Source organism: Actinomadura sp. KC345, assembly GCF_004348515.1.
Classification (GTDB): Bacteria; Actinomycetota; Actinomycetes; order Streptosporangiales; family Streptosporangiaceae; genus Spirillospora.
In genome coordinates this window covers 1-18,715 of sequence record NZ_SMKH01000146.1, presented here as the reverse complement: position 1 = coordinate 18,715, position 18,715 = coordinate 1, and the positions used below count along the sequence as shown (strand labels likewise).

Here is an 18,715-nt window from a genome sequence, read left to right as displayed (position 1 = left end):
GCGGGCGGGGGCGGCGCCCCCCAGCCCGGCCGCTGTGGCGGTGGGCCATAGGGCTGCTGTCCACCGCCGTACGGTCCCCACGGACCCTGCCCAGTACTCATCGTCATCCCCGAACTGTTGCGATCGGCCGACTGATAGTAACCGGCAACGGTGCACACGAAGCTCCGGAAATGGGCGGAATCCAACGAGGGCGTCAGCCGAGAGGTCGCGCAGTCGACGAGGAAGCTGCGCCAAGAACCCATGGAGTTCGCGATCTCGTCGCCTCGACCGGCCGGGTCAAAGCAGGCGAAGGCCCCGGCCGAGCGGCCGGGGCCCAGGGGTCGAGGGACTCAGGTGTCCAGGTCGTGCCGCTTCACGCGGGAGAGCAGTTCGTGGAAGGCGGCGGGTGAGAGGGAGAGGTGCCCGGCGTCGGGCGCCTTGCTGTCGCGGAGGCCGACTGTCCCGTCGAGGCGTGCGACCTCGACGCAGTCTGATTGAGTCGTGGCGCCACCGCTGTGGCTGGACTTCCTCCAGGTGGTCATGAGTACCGCTCCATGGTGTCTTTGAGCAGGCGCAGTGACGCGTCTTTGGGGAGGGCTACGTCCCCGATGAGGTCGAACCAGACGCGATAGGAGGATATCTCAGCAGCATCCTGGACGAGCCGCCCGCCACCTTGTGCGTCCGTGTAGACCACGTCGGCCCCGTTCACGGTCATGATCTTGAACGAGCCGTCTCGGCCTACGTGACTTCCCACTTCCGTCGGGACGACTCGGACTCTGAAGTTCGGCCAATGGGCCAACTCGACCAGGTGCGCGAGCTGTTCGCGCATGATCTCCCGTCCACCGACCGGCTGGTCGAGTACCCCCTGATCGAGAAGGACCCAGATCCTCGGCCTGGGACGGCGGTCCAAGCACGTCTGGCGACTCAGACGCGCCCTGACTCCCTCTTCGACGTCCTCTACGCCGCATCCCTCGAAGATTGCCCGCGCGTAGGCCTCCGTCTGGAAGAGGCCGGGCATCCACCCGAGTTCCCAGATCCTCAGGTGGGACGCGGTCGCCTCGTGCTCCAGGTGGGTTTGGAACCACTCGACCTCGTGGCCGGCCTTGGCGAAGTTGACCAGCCGCTGGAAGCGGCCGCCGGTGTTCCAGGCGGTGTCGAGGTGCATCGCGTGCGCACCCTGCATCTTCGTGTCGCCCGATTCAACACGGGCTACCAGAGACCGGTCCCGGTCGATGATTTGTCCCACTTCGGCGAGCGAGAGATTGCGTTCGTGACGATGTCTTCGCAGCTCAAAGGCTATGTGATCCCAGAGGTTGCCGTCTGGGTCGAACGGGGGGTGTGAGCGCATGATCACCTTTCGGTGTCGCATTTCATGAGTTCTCCTGGCCAAAGGTAGCGGGAAAGAGGGAATCTTGCCGCAAGGAAATGGCGAGGGGTGAGTGCGTTGAACGCAAATATTGACATCTCCGGAGAACTGGACATCACGTGCGTTCCCGACAAGGTGGGGGTCGGCCGCGTGCGGTCCCTGGTGGAGTTCCAGCTCGGCGACTGGGGCCTTTTTCGGATGGCTTCGGATATGTGTCTGATCGCGAGCGAGTTGGTCACCAACGCGCTTGAATGTGCGCCAGGCCGCGAAATCCGGGTGCTGCTCAGGCGAGAGCCGGAAGGTGTGCTGCTCGGTGTCTGGGACCCCTCGGACGAGATGCCGAAGGTCCACGCACTCGGTGAGATCACCTTGGCGGACGTGGCGCCCGACCGCGAAGCGCTGGACCTCGGTCACGAGGACGGCATGGGAGGTCGCGGGCTCCCCATCGTCGAGGCGCTCTCCTCCGAATGGAAGGTCGAGAAGACTATGCCTCATGGGAAATGGGTGTGGTCGCGCATCGAGCTCTGACCGGGACGTCCAACGTGGAAAGGGGACATCTCATGAATCCTTTTGGCCCCATCGGCACTCGCTTGGAGCGGCACGTCCTGCGGTGGCGGACGCGTCGCGGGCGCGAGGTCGCGGTGCGGCATCTGGATCTGCTGGCGGTCGCGCTCAAGCCGAGAGGCTGGCGATTCGTCCGGCTGTACGAGACGCCGGAATATGCGATCCCGGTTCCCCAGCTCTGGGTGTATGCCAGCGGTGTGACGGACGACGCTGGAGTATTGGTGAGCGTCCTGGCTACGCCCGGTGGCACGTGGGGCTACCACGACTCCAAGTGGGGACGTCATGGATTCCTGTCCCCTTGCGGCGACACGAAGGCAGCGGCGGACCGTGTCGACCGCTTCCTCAAGCACCGGCTGTACCCCGGTACCTGGTGACAACGCATCGGCGTCCCGTGAACCGGGCGCCCGACGCGTGCGTCCGAGAATGTAGTTCTCGCCATTTGATGATGGGCTAATCGTCCAGGCTCCGGGATACGGTGAGACGGCTTTCGTGCCGAGAAATCAGGGAGTCATGGTGGCCAATGAGATTGTCGTGCCCATTCTGCCGTGCGCGGACATCGATGAGATCGTCGATTTCTACCGCATGCTCGGATTCGAGCTCACCTACCGGCAGCTGCGTCCGTATCCGTGTGCCGGCGTCCGGTACCGCGATGCCGAGCTGCAGTTCGCCGGCATTCCCGGTTTCGATCCGGAGCAGTCCTACGGCTCGTGCATCGTCGCCGTGGACGACACCACGGAGATCTTCGAGGAGTTCGCCGCGGGGATGCGTGCCCTCCACGGGAGACTTCTGGTGGGGGGCATCCCGCGCATCACCCGCCCGCGCAAACGCAAGAACGCCGGCGGCGCCTCGGGGTTCAGCGTCGTCGATCCTGGCGGCAATTGGATCCGCATCTTCCAGCGCAAGGACACCGGTGCCGACACCGCCCCAGCCACTGAGCCTTTGGCTCGCGCCCTGGAGAACGCCGTCGTCCTCGGCGACTCCAAAGGAGACGCCCGCCAAGCCGCCAAGATCCTGGACGGCAGGCTCGCCAAGGCCGATGCCGCCACGCCGGTTCCGGTCCTGGTCGAGGCGCTGGTCTACCGCGCCGAACTGGCGCTCCGCCTCGACGAGCCCGGCCGCGCCGAAGAGCTGCTCGCCCGCCTGGACGCGCTCGACCAGACCGACGCGCAACGCGCCTCGCTCGCCGAGTCTCTCGCCACCGCCGCCGACCTCCGACCTCGGAACGCAGGTGATTGACGCGCTCCCGGCATGAATGCCGGGGATCCGGCATCCCGGAAAAGATCTTCGTGCGCGACGAGGTGCGGCGCCCGGCCGCCCTGGATCGCGGTCGCAAGGGACTTGCCAAGGCCCCCGCCCCCTGGACGGTGAGCACTGTACGTGAACAAACCAAACCCGAAAGGGGGTATTTTCCATGTCTGAAACTGAGGAACAGCGTCAGGCGCGTCTTGAGAGCGAAAAGGCGCAGCGCGACGCCGCCGCTCTGCGGGCCCAGCGTGACCGGGACGCAACGGCCGCGGCCGAGCGAAAGCGGCGCCTCGACGAGGCGCAGCGCCTCGTCGAGAGGAATCGCCGCCGATTATCCCGGTTACCGCCGGTGATCAATAGACCGGCCTGCTCCATGAGCAGGCCGGTTTCTGTGTCCGGGTCGGATCACAGGGGGATGGGACGGTGGCACAGGATCGCGTCGGCGATCTCCTCGGCGGACGCCGATTCCAGTTCGGGTGGCGGCCAGAAGATCAGGTCGGTGACCGCCGGGTGCGATGTGTTGCTCTCCAGTACCAGCAGATACCAGTCCTGGTCTGGAGAAGGACTGGTCATGATCCTTTGGACTATCTCCACGAGTTCGGCCCGTGTGACGTCCGGAACCCGTGGATGCCGCGGCCACGCCGCCCGGAGAGCGGCTTCCTCACGGGACTCCGAACCCCAGTACTCCCGGAATTCCTCGTAGTCGTGCCCGGTGGCCTCCTTGAACGCGGCCACCGCCTCCCGGGCCTCGGCACCGCCGAGACCGGCGATCCGGTCGATCTCACGCCCCAGCTCATCAAGGCGCTCGGCGGCAACGACCGGGGGCAGCAATTCGGGACGCAGCTCCATCCGCGCATTCTTACCGGAGCCTCCAGCCGTCCTCCACTGCTGCGCCCGCGCGATCGACGCGTCGGGACGGCTGGGCTCGGCCGTCAGGTGGTGGCCGGGGCCGTGTCCTTGTGCGCGGTGGCTTCGGCGTCGCGGGTGCGTCGTTGGCGGGGGATGAAGAGCACGATGGCCGCGCCGGCGGCGGCCGCGGCGGCGCCGATGGCGAAGCACAGCTGGAAGGCGCCCTGGGACGGCACGGGAGGGGCCCCCGGCGCCAGCTCGATGGTCTGGCTGGTGAGGACGACGGCCATGACGGCTCCGGCGGTGGTCGTGCCGATGGAGCGCATGAGGCTGTTGAGGCCGACGCTCGCCGCCGACTCGGCGGCCGGGACGTTGGTGAGGATGAGCGTGGGCATGGCGGCGTAGCCGATGCCGACTCCGGCCGAGATCACGCAGGTCGCCGCCATCAGCTGCCAGGGCGCGTCCATGAGAAGCGTGGCGACCAGGTAGCCCAGCGCGAGCACCCCGGCTCCGGCGGACATGGTGACGCGTGCGCCGAGGGAGGTGAGCATCCGGGAGGACAACGGGGTGAACAGCATCATCATCAGCCCGCCGGGCGCCATCCACAGCCCGGCTTGCAGGATGGTCTGTCCCATCCCGCCCGCGGCCCCGGGCATCTGCAGCAGCTGCGGAACGACGATGGCCTGGGCCATCATGCCGAACCCGATGAGCACGGCCGCGATATTGGTCAGCAGGACGGGCCTGCGCGCGGAGGTGCGCAGGTCGACCAGCGGGTCACCGTCGCGCAGCTCGTACCATCCCCACAGCAGGAGCACGACCACGCCGCCGCTGATCATGCCGATCGTGGACGGGCTGCTCCAGCCCCAGTCGTTGCCCTTCGAGACCCCGACCAGCACTCCGACGAGGCCCGCGGCCAGGCCCAGCGCGCCGACGACGTCCAGCCGTCCGGGATGGGCGTCACGCACATGCGGGACGACCGTGGCCGTCAACACGGTCATCACCACCGCGAGACCGGCGGAGACCCCGAACAGCACGTGCCAGTCGAAGTCCTGCGCGATCCACGCCGCCAGCGGCAGACCGAGCGCGCCGCCGACGCCCAGGGTCGCGCTGACGCCCGCGACCGCGGTGTTGCGCAGGTGCGGCGGCGCCGCCTCACGGACCATGCTGATCGCCACCGGGACGTACCCCATCGCGATGCCCTGCAGCACGCGGCCGACCAGCACCACGGAGACCGTGCTGGACACCGCGCACAGCAGCGAGCCGATCAGCAGAATGATCGCCGAGACGACCAGGACGGGCTTCTTGCCGTACATGTCGGCCAGCCGGCCGCTGATGGGCATGGCCACGCCGCCGCCGAGCAGCGTGGCCGTCACCACCCACGACGCCGTGCTCGGCGAGGTCGACAGCAGCCTCGGAAGATCGCTCTGGATCGGGATCACCAGCGACTGCATCAACGACGCGGACAGACTGCTGAAACACAACACCACCACGACGGCTATCGCCCTGCCCGTCGTCCGCGGCGTAACGGGAGCACCCTGAGAACTCATGCCACCTCTCGAACCCAATGACTCGCGCAAGGACATGTGTATGCTACATATTCCGTGCCGTGGTCGTGCCCGCCGGGGGGAGCCGAGCCATCGGAAGCGCAACGGAGGGTCGAGGTGTTGGCCGTTCAGAACCGGCATCGCGTTCCTGGCGGGCTTCGCCGCCTACCGCACACGCCCCGCCCGCCGGTGAGTGCCATGCCTGAACGCGGGGCTATCTCTCACTCGGGTTCGGCCTGGTCGCCGGCCTCGGCCAGCTTCGCACGGAGCCACTCGGGAAGGTGGTCGTCGTCGCGAGGGAAGTGCTCCTGGTCGAGCGCGAAACTGGCGGGCGAAGGCGGCGGTACGAACTCGGGTTCGGAGTCGTAGTCGAACTCGATCGAGTGGGACGACGACCGGTCGACCGTGAGGGTGGCGGTGAACCACGTCCCTCGACCTGGTACGTGCATCGCATGGCGCAGGTCGTCCATCGCGTCCGTGACGGTGATCGGCGCGAACGCCGCCGTGGTGCTCCCGTCTGACAGCAGCACCTCCAGGAACTGGGAGCTGTAGTCGACGGTCGAACTGACCGTGAACGTCAGCTGAGACCAGTGCTCCGGCGCCACCCGCACCAGCCCGCGCACCGCCTCCTCGATGTACGGTGCCTGATCAGGCATACCCGGTGGCACCAGAACCTCCTCGGACGTACGTATCGTGCGAAGCTCGTCTCCGCCTGGGTCCAGGCCCGCTGTTCGAGACGTTCGCAGAAGGCCGGTCGCCCCGGGCCGCGATCGTACAGCCACGCCGTCGTCGTGGTGACCGGCCGCCGACCGTCCCGGGACCGGCCGGTCCGGTGGCGGTCAGTGGGTGGCGCCGAGTTCGATGAACAGGACGCCCGCGGCGATCAGGGCGATGCCCAGGCCCATGACCTTGGTCAGAGCCTCCTTGAACAGGACGCGCGAGGCGACGGCGGTCAGCGCGACGCCGGTGGCGGCCCAGATGCCGTAGGCCACGCCGACGCTCAGGCCGTCGTACAGGGCGAGCGCCAGCAGGGCGAAAGCGGCCAGGTAGCCGCAGGACACCGCCAGCAGCCATGCCTTGTGCCCGCCGGGCTGGGACGCCATCCGCAGGGACAGGGTGCCTGCGACTTCGGAGAGGATCGCGCCCATGAGGAACAGCCAGGTCATGCGGTGGTCTCCTCCTCCCGGCGGTGGGCGTTCTGGGAGCCGAGTTCCACGCACAGGACCCCGGCGATGACCAGGGCGATGCCCACGCCCATCATGGCGGTGAGCGCGTCGCCGAAGATGACGGCGGCGAGCACGGCGGTCAGCACGACGCCGGAGGCCGCCCAGATGCCGTAGGCCACGCCGACGCCCAAGCCGGCGCGCAGAGCCACGCTGAGCGCGGCGAACGCGCCGAGATAGCCGACGGTCACGAGCGCGTACCAGGCCGGGTGATCCACCGCGGCGCGCAGCGCCAGCGTGCCGGTCACCTCCAGCAGGATCGCCGCGAACAGCGGCATCCACTTCTTCATCGGGACGCCTCGTCGTTCAGCGGGTCCCCGGCGACCGCGAGGACCCGGGCACGGTCGTGTTCGGGGACGAAGAAGACGCCGGTGGATCGGCGGCGTGCAGCGGTTCCAGCGCGCCGCCCGGGATGCGCCGCCGGGTGTCGCTCTCCATCCGGGCGACTTTACCTCCCGGAAGGTGAGCGGCATCCGCCGAGTTACGGAATGACGCCGGACGTGATCTTGGCCGGGCCCGTGCCGCAGGAGGAGAGGCGGTGTCAGCCGAGGGGGCGGACCTGGAGGATTCCCTCTTCGGTCACGCGGGATTCGAAGGCGGGCTGGCGGGCGGTGGCGGGTCCGTGGACGACCGCGCCGTCGCGGACGCGGAAGGTGCTGCCGTGCCAGGGGCAGATGACGCAGGCGTCGGCGTTGTCGTCGGTGACGATGCGGCCCTGGTGGAGCGGTCCGGCGAGGTGGCTGCAGCGGTCGGTGAGGACATGGACGTCGTCGCCGGTGCGCAGCACGAACAGGCCGATGTAGCCGAGGCGGCGGTGTACCGGCCAGCCGTCCGGGAGCTCTTCGGTGGAGCACAGGTCGTGCCAGCCGAGGGCGACCAGGTGCGCGGTCTGGTCGGCGTGGCTGGCGCCCGCGGCCTGGCGGAAGGCGAGGTGGCCGCCCAGGTAGCCGCCCGCCAGGAGGGCGGTGAGGCCCGCGAACCCGAAGGCGCGTCCGGCGCCGTCCCGTCCCTGGTAGCGGGCCAGGAAGGACGCCGAGTACAGCGTGCTGGCCGTCGCCATGCCGGCCGCGTGGACGAGGCCGACGCGCTGCTGCTCGCGGTGCATCGCCGCCCAGTCGGCGATGCCGGTGAGGACGGTCGGGACGGCGCCGGCGAGCCCGGCGGCGACGAGGGCCTGCGAGGCGCGGCGCGTGCCCGGCATGAGGTCGAGGACGGCCGCGGACATCCACAGGCCCATCGGGACGTCGGTCAGCGGCGGGTGAGCCGGGTGCCCGACCGGGACGCCGTGGAGGGCGTCCTTGACCGGTCCGGGGCGCAGCGTCCGCCGCACGGCCGTGGACAGCACGCGGATGGTGCGGTCCAAGCCGCGCGCATGCTCCAGGCCCTCCGTCGCGTCCGCCAGGCGCGTCGACCCCTGCGGCCGGGACATGCGCCGGAAGATGTTCGCCCTGCGGTCCATGCCCCTCCTTCGCGGCCGTGCCGAGACGCCTGGTGCGACATTAGTCTTCCGCGTCCGCCTGCGGCCAATCATTCCTTCCTGGAGGGAGGGGGACTAAACCGGGGGTCAGCGCGCCAGGGCCTCGACGGTGACGGGGACGCCGTTGAACACCGCGTTGCCGGACAGGGGATCGATCTCACGTTCGTCGGTGACGGCGTTGACGTTGACGCCCGCGTGCTGGTGAGCGACCCCCGTGCGGGTGCCGGGACGGTCGTGGCCCCAGCCGTGCGGGAGGCTGACGACGCCGGGCATCACGGTGTCGGTGGGCTCGGCGACGGCCTCGACCGCACCCGTCCGGGACACGACGCGGACGCTGTCGCCCGCGGTGACGCCCAGGCGGTCCGCATCGGCCGGGTTGAGCTGGAGCGTGCAGGTGTTGGAGCCGCGCACCAGTTCGGGGAGGTTGTGCAACCAGCTGTTGTTGGAGCGCAGATGGCGGCGTCCGATCAGCACCATCCCGTTGGACGGCCTGGCGGCGCGCAAGGCCGAGTGCAGGCGGTCCACGACGGCGGCGAACGTGGACGGGCACAGCTCGACCCGGCCGGACGTCGTGCAGAGGACCTGCTCCAGGCGCGGCTCAAGGGCGCCCAGGTCGAGGCCGTGCGGATGCTCGGTGCGGAGCTTCGTCAGCGTGAGGCCGGACGGGTCGGCGCCGAAGCCGTCCCCGTACGGGCCGAGGCGCAGCATCATGTCGAGCCGTTGCTCGGTCGGCGTCCCGCTGTCGAGCATCTTGCGCAGCTCATCGGGATCGCGTCCCTGCACGGGCGAGCCTCCGGCGGTCGCGGCCTTCGCCAGGGTCGAGGTAATGATCACCTCGTCCAGGGCCGCCGGGTCGCCGTCCGTCCCGGAGGCGAGTACGGCGAGCCGCGCCAGGATGTCCGACTCGCTGGGCCGCCCGTCCGGCAGCGGCACGATCGGCGGCGAGTAGCGCGCGTAGTTGCGGACGGCGAGCCCCACCAGCGCGACGTCGTAGTGCGGCGTCTGCACGGGACGGGGCGGCGGCAGGACCACGGTCGCGTGCCGGGTCGTCTCGTTCAGGTACGGGTCGACGCTGACCATGAACTCCAGCCCGGCGAGCGCGCCGTCGAGCCGGGCGGCGTTCGGCGCCGACAGCGCCGGGTTCCCGCCGATCGTGATCAGCGCCTTGATCTGGCCTTCCCCGGGCGTCTCGATCTCGTCGACCAGCGTCGCGACGGGCAGTTCGCCGTTGACCTCGGGCAGTCCGCGGACGCGGCTGCGCCACCGCCCGGTCGTGAACGGCTTCTTGCGCCGGTACGCGGGAGCGTGCGCGGGGAGCGGGAACATCGCGCCGCCGGGACGGTCGAGGTTCCCGGTGAGGACGTTGAGGACGTCCACGAGCCAGCTGTTGAGCGTCCCGTAGGCCTGGGTGCAGGTGCCGATGCGGCCGTAGACGGCGGCGCGCCCGGCCGCGGCCAGTTCGCGCGCCGTCCGGCGGATCGTGCTCGCCTCGACGCCCGTGGTCTCCGCGACGCGCTCGGGCGCGAAGTCGACGGCGAGGGCGCGCAGCTCGTCCAGGCCGTTGACGCGCCCGTCCAGGTGCTCGGGGGACGCGACCAGATCCTCGGCGAACAGCGTGTGGACGAGCGCCATGAGAAGGAAGGCGTCCGTGCCGGGACGGATGAACATGTGCTCGTCGGCGAGAGCGGCCGTCCGTGTACGGCGCGGGTCCACGACGACGACCTTGCCGCCGCGCGCCCGGATCGCTTTGAGGCGTCCGGGGAAGTCCGGTGCGGAGCACAGGCTTCCGTTCGACTCCAGGGGATTGGCGCCGAGCATGAGCAGATGGTCGGTGCGGTCCAGGTCGGGCACGGGGATCGCGAGGGGATCGCCGAACATGTGCCCGCAGGCGACGTGTTTGGGCATCTGGTCGGCGGTGCTGGCCGTGAAGAGGTTGCGGGTGCCGATCGCCTTCACGATCGCTCCGGCGTAGAGCGGCCCGGCGAGCGAGTGCGCGGTCGGGTTGCCGATGTAGACGGCGACCGAGTCGCGCCCGTGCCGCGCGATGACGTCGGACAGCCTGTCCCGGACGGTCTCGAACGCCTCGTCCCAGCCGATGGGCGCGTGCTCCTCGCCGTTCCGGACGAGCGGCTCCGCCAGCCGGTCCGGGTCACCGTCCAGGCTGCCCAGGGTCGCGCCCTTTGGGCAGATGAACCCCATGCTGAACGGGTCCTTCGCGTCACCGCGGACGCGTGTCACCGTCCCCGCGTCGTCCAGGGCCAGTTCGAGCCCGCACAGGGCTTCGCAGAGGGGGCAGGTGCGGAAGGCCGTGCGGTCACCCATCGAGACACACTCCTTGTAAGTGGTTCCTTTCCCATCATGGCCTCTCTCCCGGTGAGGCGCCATGACGTGACAGGTCAAGCATGGCCGGAACGCCGATCCGGAGTTATCTTGACAAAGAGGACTTTTCGGCAGCGCTGGGAGCTGCTATGGAGCCGTGGGCGGTCTGGCTGCTGGTCGCCGCGCTGCTCGGAATCGCCGAGATGTTCACGGTCACGCTGGCCCTCGGCCTGCTGGCCGTCGCCGCCCTCGCCGCCGGGCTCACCGGTGCCCTGGGCCTCCCGCTCGCAGCCCAGGTCGCGGTCTTCGCCGTCGGCTCGCTCGCCGGCCTGGTCGTCGTCCGCCCGGTCGCCCGCCGCCACATCGCCCAGCCGCCGCCGCTGCGCTCGGGAACCGCCGCGCTCGTGGGCCGCGAGGCGATCACCCTCACCGAGGTGAACCGCCAGGGCGGGCGCGCCCGGATCGGCGGCGAGGAGTGGACGGCCCGCCCCTACGACCCCGGCCTCGTCATCCCGGCCGGCGCCCTCGCCGACGTCCTCGCCATCGAAGGGGCCACGGCCCTGCTCTATCCGGTCTCCACCGAGGAGCAACGATGACCGACATCGCCATCACCGTCCTCATAGCCCTGGCCGCCGGAGTGGCCCTGCTCGTCACCGCGATGATGCGAGCCGTGTGGATCATCCCGCAGGCACGGGCCCGCAACGTGGAGCGCCTGGGCCGTTACCACCGCACGCTCGAACCCGGCATCAGCTTCGTCATCCCGTTCGTCGACCGCGTCAAACCCAGCCTCGACCTGCGCGAGCAGGTGGTCTCGTTCAAGGCCCAGCCGGTCATCACCGAGGACAACGTCGTCGTCCACATCGACACCGTGCTGTTCTTCCAGGTCACCGACCCGCGCGCCGCCGACTACGAGATCGTGAACTACATCAAGGCGATCGAGCAGCTGACCGCGACGACCCTGCGCAACGTCATCGGCACCCTCGACCTGGAGGCCACGCTGACGTCCCGCGACCGGATCAACACCGCGCTGCGCGGCGTGCTGGACGACGCGTCCGGCAAATGGGGCATCCGCGTCACCCGCGTGGAGATCAAGGCGATCGAGCCGCCGCCGTCCATCAAGGACGCGATGGAGAAGCAGATGCGCGCCGAGCGCGAGAAGCGCGCCGCGATCCTGACCGCCGAGGGCGCCCGCGCCTCCAAGATCCTCACCGCGGAGGGCAATGGCAGCACCTTCTGGGTCATCCCCAGCGAGGTGACCACCGCCCTACAGGCCGTCTCCCAAGCCTTCAACGGCACCCTGGACGAAGCCAAGTCGGCCTCGGAAAGGCCACGCACCAAGACTCACCTCAAGAACTGACCGAGCCCGACACCGCCTACGAGCTGCCTCGTACTCCTCCTCGGTGATGAGGAGGCTTGAGGGGTCCGTCGCCCAGGCGGGGAGGGGCATGCTCGGGCTCTCTAGCACTCGGTCCGGTATCTGGCCGGAGCCTATAGGCCGAGGTCAGGGATCGTGGGCGAACGGCGAAGCGGCCGGGCGGGGGAGGCCGCCCGGCCGCTTCTGGGCGTGTACTGCAGGGGAACACGCCCTGGGAGGAGGGAGGCCCCGAGGCCGGGCCGTCCCTCCGGGGTGGGTCATCGGGGTCCCACGCGAGGTTGCGGCCAACCTAACCCCATAAACACGAATCGTTCAAGAGAGCGAGGATTGCGTCTCTATTGGGGCGCGGGGTGCACGTGGCATGCTTGGCGTCCGATCCAGGTGGTCCGTGGGGGGCACGGGCCGGAGGCGAGGCGATGACCATGCGGGGAAAGACGGTCGCGGCCGCGGCCATGGCCGGGACGCTGGCGCTGGCGGCCGCCGCGTGCGGCAGTTCGGGGGACTCCGAGGCGAAGGGCGCCACGTCGCCGCCCGCGCCGTCCGGTGAACCCTCGGCCGGGACGAAGCCGGCGCAGCCCGCCAAGGAGCCGATCATCCTCGCGTTCGGCGGGGACACCCACTTCGAGGGCATGCTGCGCTCCCGCCTGAGCAAGCCCAAGACCGCGTTCGGGCCGATCGCGAAGAAGCTGAGCGCCGCGGACCTCGCGATGGTCAACCTGGAGACGGCCATCACGACCGGCGGGACGAAGGCGCCCGGCAAGGAGTTCGCCTTCCGCGCCCCGCCGAGCGCGTTCAAGGCGTTGAAGGCCGCCGGAGTGGACGTCACCTCCATGGCCAACAACCACGGCATGGACTTCATGGAGGGCGGCCTACGCGACTCCTTGACCGCCATCAAGCGCACCGGGTTCCCGACCGTCGGCATCGGCAAGAACGCCGATGAGGCGTTCCGTCCTTACCGCGTGACCGTCAAAGGCAACAAGCTCGCCATCGTCGGGGCGACACAAGTCCTGGACGACAACCTGATCCAGGCGTGGACGGCCACCGACACCCAGGGCGGCCTTGCGTCCGCCAAAGACGTCCCGCGGATGGTCCAGGCGGTGAAGGAGGCGCGCAAGGGCTCCGACGTCGTCATCGTCCACCTGCACTGGGGAGCGGAACTGGAGCCCTGCCCGCTGCCGCGCCAGAAGGAACTCGCCGAGAAGCTCATCGCGGCCGGCGCGGACATCCTCGTCGGCGGGCACGCGCACATCCCGCTGGGCGGCGGCTACCAGGACGGTGCGTACGTCCACTATGGCCTGGGAAACTTCGTGTTCTACTCGGCCAACGGCAAGACGGCGGAGTCCGGCGTGCTGTACCTGAAGGTGGAGAACGGCAAGGTCACCAAGGACAAGTGGGATCCCGCCCGGATCTCCGGTGGCCTCCCCATTCCCTTGAAGGGCGCCGAGGCGAAGTCCGCGGTGAAGCGGTGGAACGGGCTCCGGCAGTGCACCGGACTCGACGCGCGTCCGTCCTGAGGGCGTTGAGCTGGACTCTCCCACCCTGGGAGCCACCAGGGTGGAGCCTGTGAGCAACGATCTCCTGCCGATCGGGCGCTTCGCGCGGCTGTGCCGGCTGAGCGTCAAGCAACTCCGGCACTACGGCGACCTGGGGCTGCTCGCCCCGGCGTGGACGGACCCGGAGTCCGACTACCGGTACTACCGGCCCGGCCAGGCCCGGGACGCGCTGATGATCGGCCTGCTGCGGGCGATGGACGTCCCGCTGCCGGTCGTGGCCCGCGTCCTGTCCGGGGACGGGGGCGGCGACCTGAAAGCGGCACGCGACCGGATCGAGGCCGACATCGCCCGCAGGCAGCGCGGCCTGCGGCTCCTGGACCGCGTGCTCGCGGAGGGGCTGCCGGAGAACGACGTGTCGATCGTCCGGGAACCGGCGCGGCGCGTGTTCGTCGCGCGGGAGCCCGCGACGCCGGCGACGATCCCGGACGCGACGGCGCTGTGCGTGGGGCGCCTCCTGCCGCGGATGTCGCCGGAAGGCGTCCTGATCGGCCTGTTCCCGCTGGACATGGAGGAGGAGTTCGACGTCCGCGTGACCGTCCAGGCCGCGAATGGCGACGACCTCCTGCCGGGCGGTGCGTTCGCGTCGGCCCGCCATGTCGGCCCGTACGAGGAGATTTCGCTCACGGTCCATGGCGTGCTCGCGTGGTTCGGCGACTACGGGCACACGCCCGCCGGTCCCGTCCGCGAGGTGTACCTCAACGACCCCGCGACCACGCCGCCCGAACGCCTGGAGACCCGGGTGATGGTTCGCGTGGAGGATGACCAATGAGCTGGTATGAGGAGATGCGCACGATCCTCCGCCTGGCCGTGCGGTAGGGAAACCGGGAGCTTTCGTCGGCCTTCCGCAGAGGCGTAGTTTGCCCGGAAGCAGGGTTTCACGGGAAACGAGCTTCTGCGGAAGGCGGGCGGGCTTCTCATGCGAGACCAGCGGGTGAGGTCGGGCGAGATCGAGCTGGCGGTGCGGGTGCGCGGCGAGGGACACCGGCCGACGGTGGTCCTCGTCCACGGCTACCCCGACACGGGCGCGATGTGGGACGAGGTCGCCGGGCGGCTCGCCGCGCGGTTCCGCGTCGTCGTCTACGACGTGCGGGGCGCCGGAGCGTCCAGCAGTCCATCCGACCCGCTGGACTACCGGCTTGACGCGCTCATGGGCGACCTGGAGGCCGTCCTGGACGGTGTGGGCGCCGATGAGCCCGTCCACCTGGTGGGCCACGACTGGGGCTCGGTGCAGGGCTGGGAGGCCGTGATCGGGGAGCGGCTGCGCGGCCGGATCGCCTCGTTCACCTCGATCTCCGGGCCTGACCGGCGGCACATGGCGCGCTGGGCGCGGCAGGCCGTCCGCTCGGGGCCGCGGGGGGCGGCGGAGGTCCTCGGGCAGGCGCGCCGGAGCGTCTACATGCCGGTGTTCATGACGCCGAAGGTGGGGGAGGTCGCGGCCCGCGTGCTGGCTGCGGGCTTCCCGCGGGTGATGGGGTTGCGTGAGGGCGCCGAGCCGCGGTCGGGGCACCCGGCCGGGACGCTGCCGGTGGACGCCCGCAACGGGCTCGGCCTGTACCGCGCCAACATGGGCCGCCGCAACGCCCGTACCGCCGGATCCGCACGGCCGGCCGACGAGGGGCGGACGGACGTTCCCGTCCAGCTCATCGTCCCCGTCAAGGACAAGTACGGCTCGCAATCGCTGCTGCTGTCGGCACGCGGACCCGTGTCCCGGCTGTAGCTTCCGCCTCGACATGGAGCGCTACGGCGTCGGCGTCTCCGCCATCTGCCCTGGAGCGATCGACACACCTATCACCGGCCGGACCCGCTTCGTGGGCATGGCCCCAGGCGTGGACGGTGACCTGCGTGAGCGGGTAGGCCGTGCCGTAGAGCGGCGGGGGCTCCCGCCAGAGAAGGTCGCGCGGGCCGTGCTGCGGGCCGTCCGGCGGGACACTCCGGTCGCGTACGTCGCCGCAGAAGCACGCCTGGGCCGTGCCCTCTCCCGGGTGTCGCCCACAGCGAACCGAGCGATCGGCCGCATCGGCCGCATCGCCGGGGACCGCCTCCTCGCGAACGCCGGAAGCCGCCAGAGCTGACGTCAGGCGACGTCCGCGCATCGCTTGAGGGTCTGGGTGGGGGTCTCCCCGAAACGCTGCCGGTAGTGGGCGGCGAAGCGGCTCATGTGGAGGTAGCCGGCGGCCCCGGCGACCTCCGTGACCGTGCGCGGGCCGGGCCGGGCCTCGACGAGCGCGGTGCGCGCATGGTCGAGCCGTATCCCGCGCAAGAGCTGCGTCGGGGTCAGGCCCCACTGGTCCTGGCAGATGGCCTGGAGCTGCCGGACGCTGATCCCCACGGCCACGGCGATGTCGATGACGCCGATCGGACGGTGGTGATTGGCGTCGACCCACGCCCGGATCGTCTCGGCGAGGTGGTGCGGTACCCGGCCGGGCGCCTCCGTGAGGCTCTCCATGGCGGTGTGCGGCAGGCCGAGGAGGATGGCGGTGAGCAGCGACTCCTCCAGGCTCCGCGCCGCGAGCGGGTGCAGGCCGCCCTGCGCGGTCGCGTGGTCGAGCACGCCGCAGACGTGCCGCCAGGTGCGTTCGACGATCGAGGTCGGCGCGATCCCCGGCCCGTCCACGTTGTGGAACCGCAGCGGCGGGCGGTGCTGCCGTCCCAGGTGGGCGGAGAGGTGGTCGGCGAGCCGCCCGGTGCTCGTGGCGATGACGAGGCAGCCCAGCGTCGGGTGCGGCGTCATCCGCATCGCCTCGTCGTGGGACAGGACGAGGCTGCCCCCGGCGGTGTCCTGGTTCTTGGTCGACCGGTACTCGACGCCCATCGGCGCGATGGGCGCGCACATGGCGAAGTGTCCTTCGGTCGGTGGCGTGTCCACGATGACCCCACCGCCCCCGTAGCGCACCCAGACAAGGTTGACCGCTCCTACGGCGATGGCGTTGACGAGGCCGTCCAGCGGGAGGCCCGGCTCCCTGGCCTGGAGGTCGTGCCCAACGGCGAACGGTTCGACCGTGTCGTGCAGGACACGAATGTCCTTGCTGGCGACCCGCTGGTAGGCCGACAGGGGCGGGGAGGTCTCGGGAGAAGTCATGTTCGTGTCGGCGGCGCCGTTTCCTGAGGGTCGGTGGACAGGACACCACGGGCACGCAACCGCGGCATGACCTCCGCGGCGAAGTAGCCCAGTTCATCAGCGTAATTGAGGAACGACAGAGCGATACCGTCGAATCCCGCATTCGCGAACTCCGCGAGCGCGTCCGCGACGTCGTCAGGATCGCCGATCACCGGGCAGCTTCCGTGGCCGGCGGCGAACCTGCCCCGGTAGACCTCCAGCATCTCGGGCGTGAACGACTGCGCGTGCAGCCCCTGCAACCGCATCACCTCGTCCACGGCGGGCCAGTCGGCCTGCTCGTCGGCGTAGTAGCGCAGGAACTCCTCGGCCTCGGTCTTCGTCGGCCGGCAGACGACGTGACCGAGCGTGAAGACCCCGACCGTACGCCCGTAGGACGCGGCCTCCGCGCGGATGGCCTTCACGATCTCCGCGCCATCCTCGGGGCCGCCGACGACGGTGAACGCGCGGCTGGCGTTGCGCGCGGCGAACGAGCGCCCCTGCGTGGACGACCCCGCGTTGATGACGGGGAGGCTGTGGCCGTTGTACGGCTTAGGCCTCCCCACGACGTTCTTGAGCTGGAAGAACGTGCCCTCATGATCGAACGGCTCGTCGGTCGACCAGATGCGCTTGACGACGTCCCACCACTCCTGCGCGAGCCCGTAGCGGGTGTCGTGGTCGTCGGGCAGCGTGAGACCGAACATCTCGTACTCGGGAGCGTGCCAGCCCGCGACGATGTTCAGCCCGATCCGCCCCTTGCTGAGATGGTCGGCGGTCGCGAGCTGCTTGGCCGCGACGACCGGATGGTGGAACGCGGTGTGGACGGTGCTGAACACGCGGAGCCGTCCGGTGTGCGCGAGGAGGCCGGACGCCCACACCAGCGGGTCGAGGGCGCTGCGGTGAAAGTCGGTGTCGGGACCCCAGTCGGTCCAGCGGGCGACGGGCAGCAGGAAGTCGATGCCCGCCTCGTCCGCCAGCCGCGCGAGACGGAGATTGTTGTCCCAGGTCGCGTGCCACCTTTCCGGGGCGTTGGTGATCGCGAGCCCCGATTCGGTGTTGGGTGAGAACAAGCCGAGCTGGAATCCCATGCCGACCCCTTTTCCGTCCGTCCGCGTTGGGCATTGCCCGCCCAGTATCGGAACCGCCCGGCGGGCGGGCAACGTCCGGATGCAGCCACGGTACGGACTTTTTCGCCGCAGGCCGCCTCGACCAGGTCCCGGCACTGGGACGGAGGAAAACATTCGCTCAAATCGGGATGGTGCCGAGAGCGAGCCGGTCGAAAGGCTCCACGGGACCGCTCGCCTCATTTGCGCGGCCGTCCGTCATCGCGTAGACGACCACTTGCGAGGCCGGGTCCCGCCGCTGCTCCCTGGCCCAACTCGCCAATTCCTGGACGACCTCGGCCAGGTGCGCGCCGCAGGAATCTCCTGCCCGGCCGTCGTCCGGCGCGGAGGCCGTCTCCAGCCGCACATGGAAGCACGACAGGCGACCGCAGCCGGGCATCGAGCAGGTCAGATCCCCGTCGAGGGGAAGGGGAGCAGGGCGCATCAAGCGGTACTTTCGGCATCGCGAAGGGCGGGAATGCTGCCCCAGAGGTAGGGAATCCCTGCCCCTCCGGAGAGGAGGGAGCACAGATCGCCTCCATGGCAGCGGCTGGGCGTGCGACTCCAATGATGCCCCACGGCACCCCCTTCTTCAACGCGAACGAGATAGTCCACCGCGCCGACGGGCTAGTCTAGAATAGACTAATATCTACGGATTCATTGCAATTTGGTGGTCCGCGCTGGGCAGGGCGTTGTGGCCCCGGCTCCGCGCTGACGCCGTCGAAGTCCCGTACAGTGGCGAGCATCATGAAGGCCCGCGTTCTCACCTTCAACACGCTGTTCCGAGGCCGTTCCCGGGATCGCCTGGACGTATTGGCGCAGCTCATGGAGCGGGCGGACTACGACGTCGTGTGCCTGCAAGAAGTCATATCGCCGCTGAACCTGTCCCGCCTGCGGAGCGCGCTGAGGTCGTATCCGTTCATCGCGCATGCGCAGACGTTTCCGGTCGTGCGCGGCGGCTTGGTGACCCTCTCCCGCTGGCCGATCAGCCGCCGTCACTACAGGCCGTTCGCTCCCACCCGCC

At 69.8% G+C, this 18,715-nt stretch carries 23 protein-coding genes; 10 read left to right on the top strand and 13 right to left on the bottom strand.

The genetic code is table 11. The features are described 5' to 3' along the window. Positions 1–329: 329 nt before the first annotated feature. Complete coding sequence (locus tag E1281_RS23075; protein WP_131881507.1) at positions 330–521, bottom strand: DUF397 domain-containing protein; 192 nt, start codon at positions 519–521, stop codon at positions 330–332. Beyond that, the gene (locus E1281_RS23070; RefSeq protein ID WP_131881505.1) at positions 518–1,327 is read right to left on the bottom strand and encodes a helix-turn-helix transcriptional regulator; all 810 of its coding nucleotides are present in this window, start codon (positions 1,325–1,327) and stop codon (positions 518–520) included. Before E1281_RS23070 ends, E1281_RS23075 begins: the two co-directional genes overlap by 4 nt. An 87-nt stretch (positions 1,328–1,414) precedes the next feature. On the opposite strand from E1281_RS23070, the gene E1281_RS23065 reads away from it, so the two are divergent. The 3 genes from E1281_RS23065 (at position 1,415) to E1281_RS23055 (ending at position 3,145) form a co-directional block, all read left to right on the top strand. Then, a complete protein-coding gene (locus E1281_RS23065; protein ID WP_131881503.1) occupies positions 1,415–1,873 on the top strand; it encodes an ATP-binding protein in 459 nt (152 codons plus the stop codon). 32 nt (positions 1,874–1,905) lie between these two features. Then, positions 1,906–2,283 carry a hypothetical protein gene (locus tag E1281_RS23060; RefSeq protein WP_131881501.1) on the top strand — a complete coding sequence of 126 codons (378 nt, stop codon included), beginning with the start codon at positions 1,906–1,908 and terminating at the stop codon, positions 2,281–2,283. Between the two features lie 136 nt (positions 2,284–2,419). Continuing rightward, positions 2,420–3,145, top strand: coding sequence for a VOC family protein (locus E1281_RS23055; protein WP_207943434.1), 726 nt, complete (start codon positions 2,420–2,422; stop codon positions 3,143–3,145). Between the two features lie 414 nt (positions 3,146–3,559). Here E1281_RS23055 and E1281_RS23050 read toward each other — a convergent pair whose 3' ends face one another. The 8 genes from E1281_RS23050 to E1281_RS23020 all read right to left on the bottom strand — a co-directional run bounded on the left by E1281_RS23050 (position 3,560) and on the right by E1281_RS23020 (position 10,569). Further along, positions 3,560–4,003, bottom strand: coding sequence for a bacteriocin immunity protein (locus E1281_RS23050; RefSeq protein ID WP_131881500.1), 444 nt, complete (start codon positions 4,001–4,003; stop codon positions 3,560–3,562). Between the two features lie 83 nt (positions 4,004–4,086). Beyond that, positions 4,087–5,550 carry an MFS transporter gene (locus tag E1281_RS23045; protein WP_131881498.1) on the bottom strand — a complete coding sequence of 488 codons (1,464 nt, stop codon included), beginning with the start codon at positions 5,548–5,550 and terminating at the stop codon, positions 4,087–4,089. Positions 5,551–5,768: 218 nt separating this feature from the next. Continuing rightward, entirely contained in the window at positions 5,769–6,203 is a 435-nt protein-coding gene (locus E1281_RS23040) for a hypothetical protein (protein ID WP_131881497.1), read from the bottom strand. 183 nt (positions 6,204–6,386) lie between these two features. Beyond that, positions 6,387–6,713, bottom strand: a complete 327-nt coding sequence (locus E1281_RS23035; RefSeq protein WP_131881495.1) for an SMR family transporter — start codon at positions 6,711–6,713, stop codon at positions 6,387–6,389. Beyond that, positions 6,710–7,060 (bottom strand): SMR family transporter, encoded by a 351-nt coding sequence (locus E1281_RS23030; protein WP_131881493.1) that lies wholly within the window; start codon positions 7,058–7,060, stop codon positions 6,710–6,712. Before E1281_RS23030 ends, E1281_RS23035 begins: the two co-directional genes overlap by 4 nt. A gap of 16 nt (positions 7,061–7,076) precedes the next feature. Then, positions 7,077–7,208 (bottom strand): hypothetical protein, encoded by a 132-nt coding sequence (locus E1281_RS42660; protein ID WP_279433642.1) that lies wholly within the window; start codon positions 7,206–7,208, stop codon positions 7,077–7,079. Between the two features lie 103 nt (positions 7,209–7,311). Continuing rightward, positions 7,312–8,229: a Rieske (2Fe-2S) protein gene (locus tag E1281_RS23025; protein WP_131881491.1), complete on the bottom strand. Its 918-nt coding sequence runs from the start codon at positions 8,227–8,229 to the stop codon at positions 7,312–7,314. A gap of 105 nt (positions 8,230–8,334) precedes the next feature. After that, positions 8,335–10,569 carry a molybdopterin oxidoreductase family protein gene (locus E1281_RS23020; RefSeq protein ID WP_131881490.1) on the bottom strand — a complete coding sequence of 745 codons (2,235 nt, stop codon included), beginning with the start codon at positions 10,567–10,569 and terminating at the stop codon, positions 8,335–8,337. A gap of 146 nt (positions 10,570–10,715) precedes the next feature. Here E1281_RS23020 and E1281_RS23015 point away from each other — a divergent pair, with 146 nt between their 5' ends. From E1281_RS23015 to E1281_RS22990, 6 genes are all read left to right on the top strand, one after another. Then, positions 10,716–11,162 (top strand): NfeD family protein, encoded by a 447-nt coding sequence (locus tag E1281_RS23015; protein WP_131881488.1) that lies wholly within the window; start codon positions 10,716–10,718, stop codon positions 11,160–11,162. Next, on the top strand, positions 11,159–11,923 hold the full coding sequence (locus E1281_RS23010; RefSeq protein WP_131881486.1) for a paraslipin: 765 nt from the start codon (positions 11,159–11,161) through the stop codon (positions 11,921–11,923). Before E1281_RS23015 ends, E1281_RS23010 begins: the two co-directional genes overlap by 4 nt. A 434-nt stretch (positions 11,924–12,357) precedes the next feature. After that, a complete protein-coding gene (locus E1281_RS23005) occupies positions 12,358–13,455 on the top strand; it encodes a CapA family protein (protein ID WP_347813303.1) in 1,098 nt (365 codons plus the stop codon). Between the two features lie 49 nt (positions 13,456–13,504). Beyond that, positions 13,505–14,263 carry a GyrI-like domain-containing protein gene (locus tag E1281_RS23000; RefSeq protein ID WP_131881484.1) on the top strand — a complete coding sequence of 253 codons (759 nt, stop codon included), beginning with the start codon at positions 13,505–13,507 and terminating at the stop codon, positions 14,261–14,263. 147 nt (positions 14,264–14,410) lie between these two features. Further along, complete coding sequence (locus tag E1281_RS22995) at positions 14,411–15,211, top strand: alpha/beta fold hydrolase (protein ID WP_131881482.1); 801 nt, start codon at positions 14,411–14,413, stop codon at positions 15,209–15,211. Positions 15,212–15,224: 13 nt separating this feature from the next. After that, the gene (locus tag E1281_RS22990) at positions 15,225–15,566 is read left to right on the top strand and encodes a hypothetical protein (protein ID WP_131881480.1); all 342 of its coding nucleotides are present in this window, start codon (positions 15,225–15,227) and stop codon (positions 15,564–15,566) included. A gap of 2 nt (positions 15,567–15,568) precedes the next feature. Here the strand turns inward: E1281_RS22990 and E1281_RS22985 are convergent, their stop codons facing one another. The 3 genes from E1281_RS22985 to E1281_RS22975 all read right to left on the bottom strand — a co-directional run bounded on the left by E1281_RS22985 (position 15,569) and on the right by E1281_RS22975 (position 18,136). Beyond that, a complete protein-coding gene (locus E1281_RS22985) occupies positions 15,569–16,573 on the bottom strand; it encodes a helix-turn-helix transcriptional regulator (protein ID WP_131881478.1) in 1,005 nt (334 codons plus the stop codon). Then, entirely contained in the window at positions 16,570–17,676 is a 1,107-nt protein-coding gene (locus E1281_RS22980; RefSeq protein ID WP_131881476.1) for an LLM class flavin-dependent oxidoreductase, read from the bottom strand. The genes E1281_RS22985 and E1281_RS22980 overlap by 4 nt, the downstream gene beginning before the upstream one ends. A gap of 157 nt (positions 17,677–17,833) precedes the next feature. Continuing rightward, complete coding sequence (locus tag E1281_RS22975; protein WP_131881474.1) at positions 17,834–18,136, bottom strand: hypothetical protein; 303 nt, start codon at positions 18,134–18,136, stop codon at positions 17,834–17,836. Between the two features lie 302 nt (positions 18,137–18,438). On the opposite strand from E1281_RS22975, the gene E1281_RS22970 reads away from it, so the two are divergent. Further along, positions 18,439–18,715, top strand: a 277-nt coding sequence (locus E1281_RS22970; RefSeq protein WP_165959058.1) for an endonuclease/exonuclease/phosphatase family protein, incomplete at its 3' end; no start/stop codon positions are given.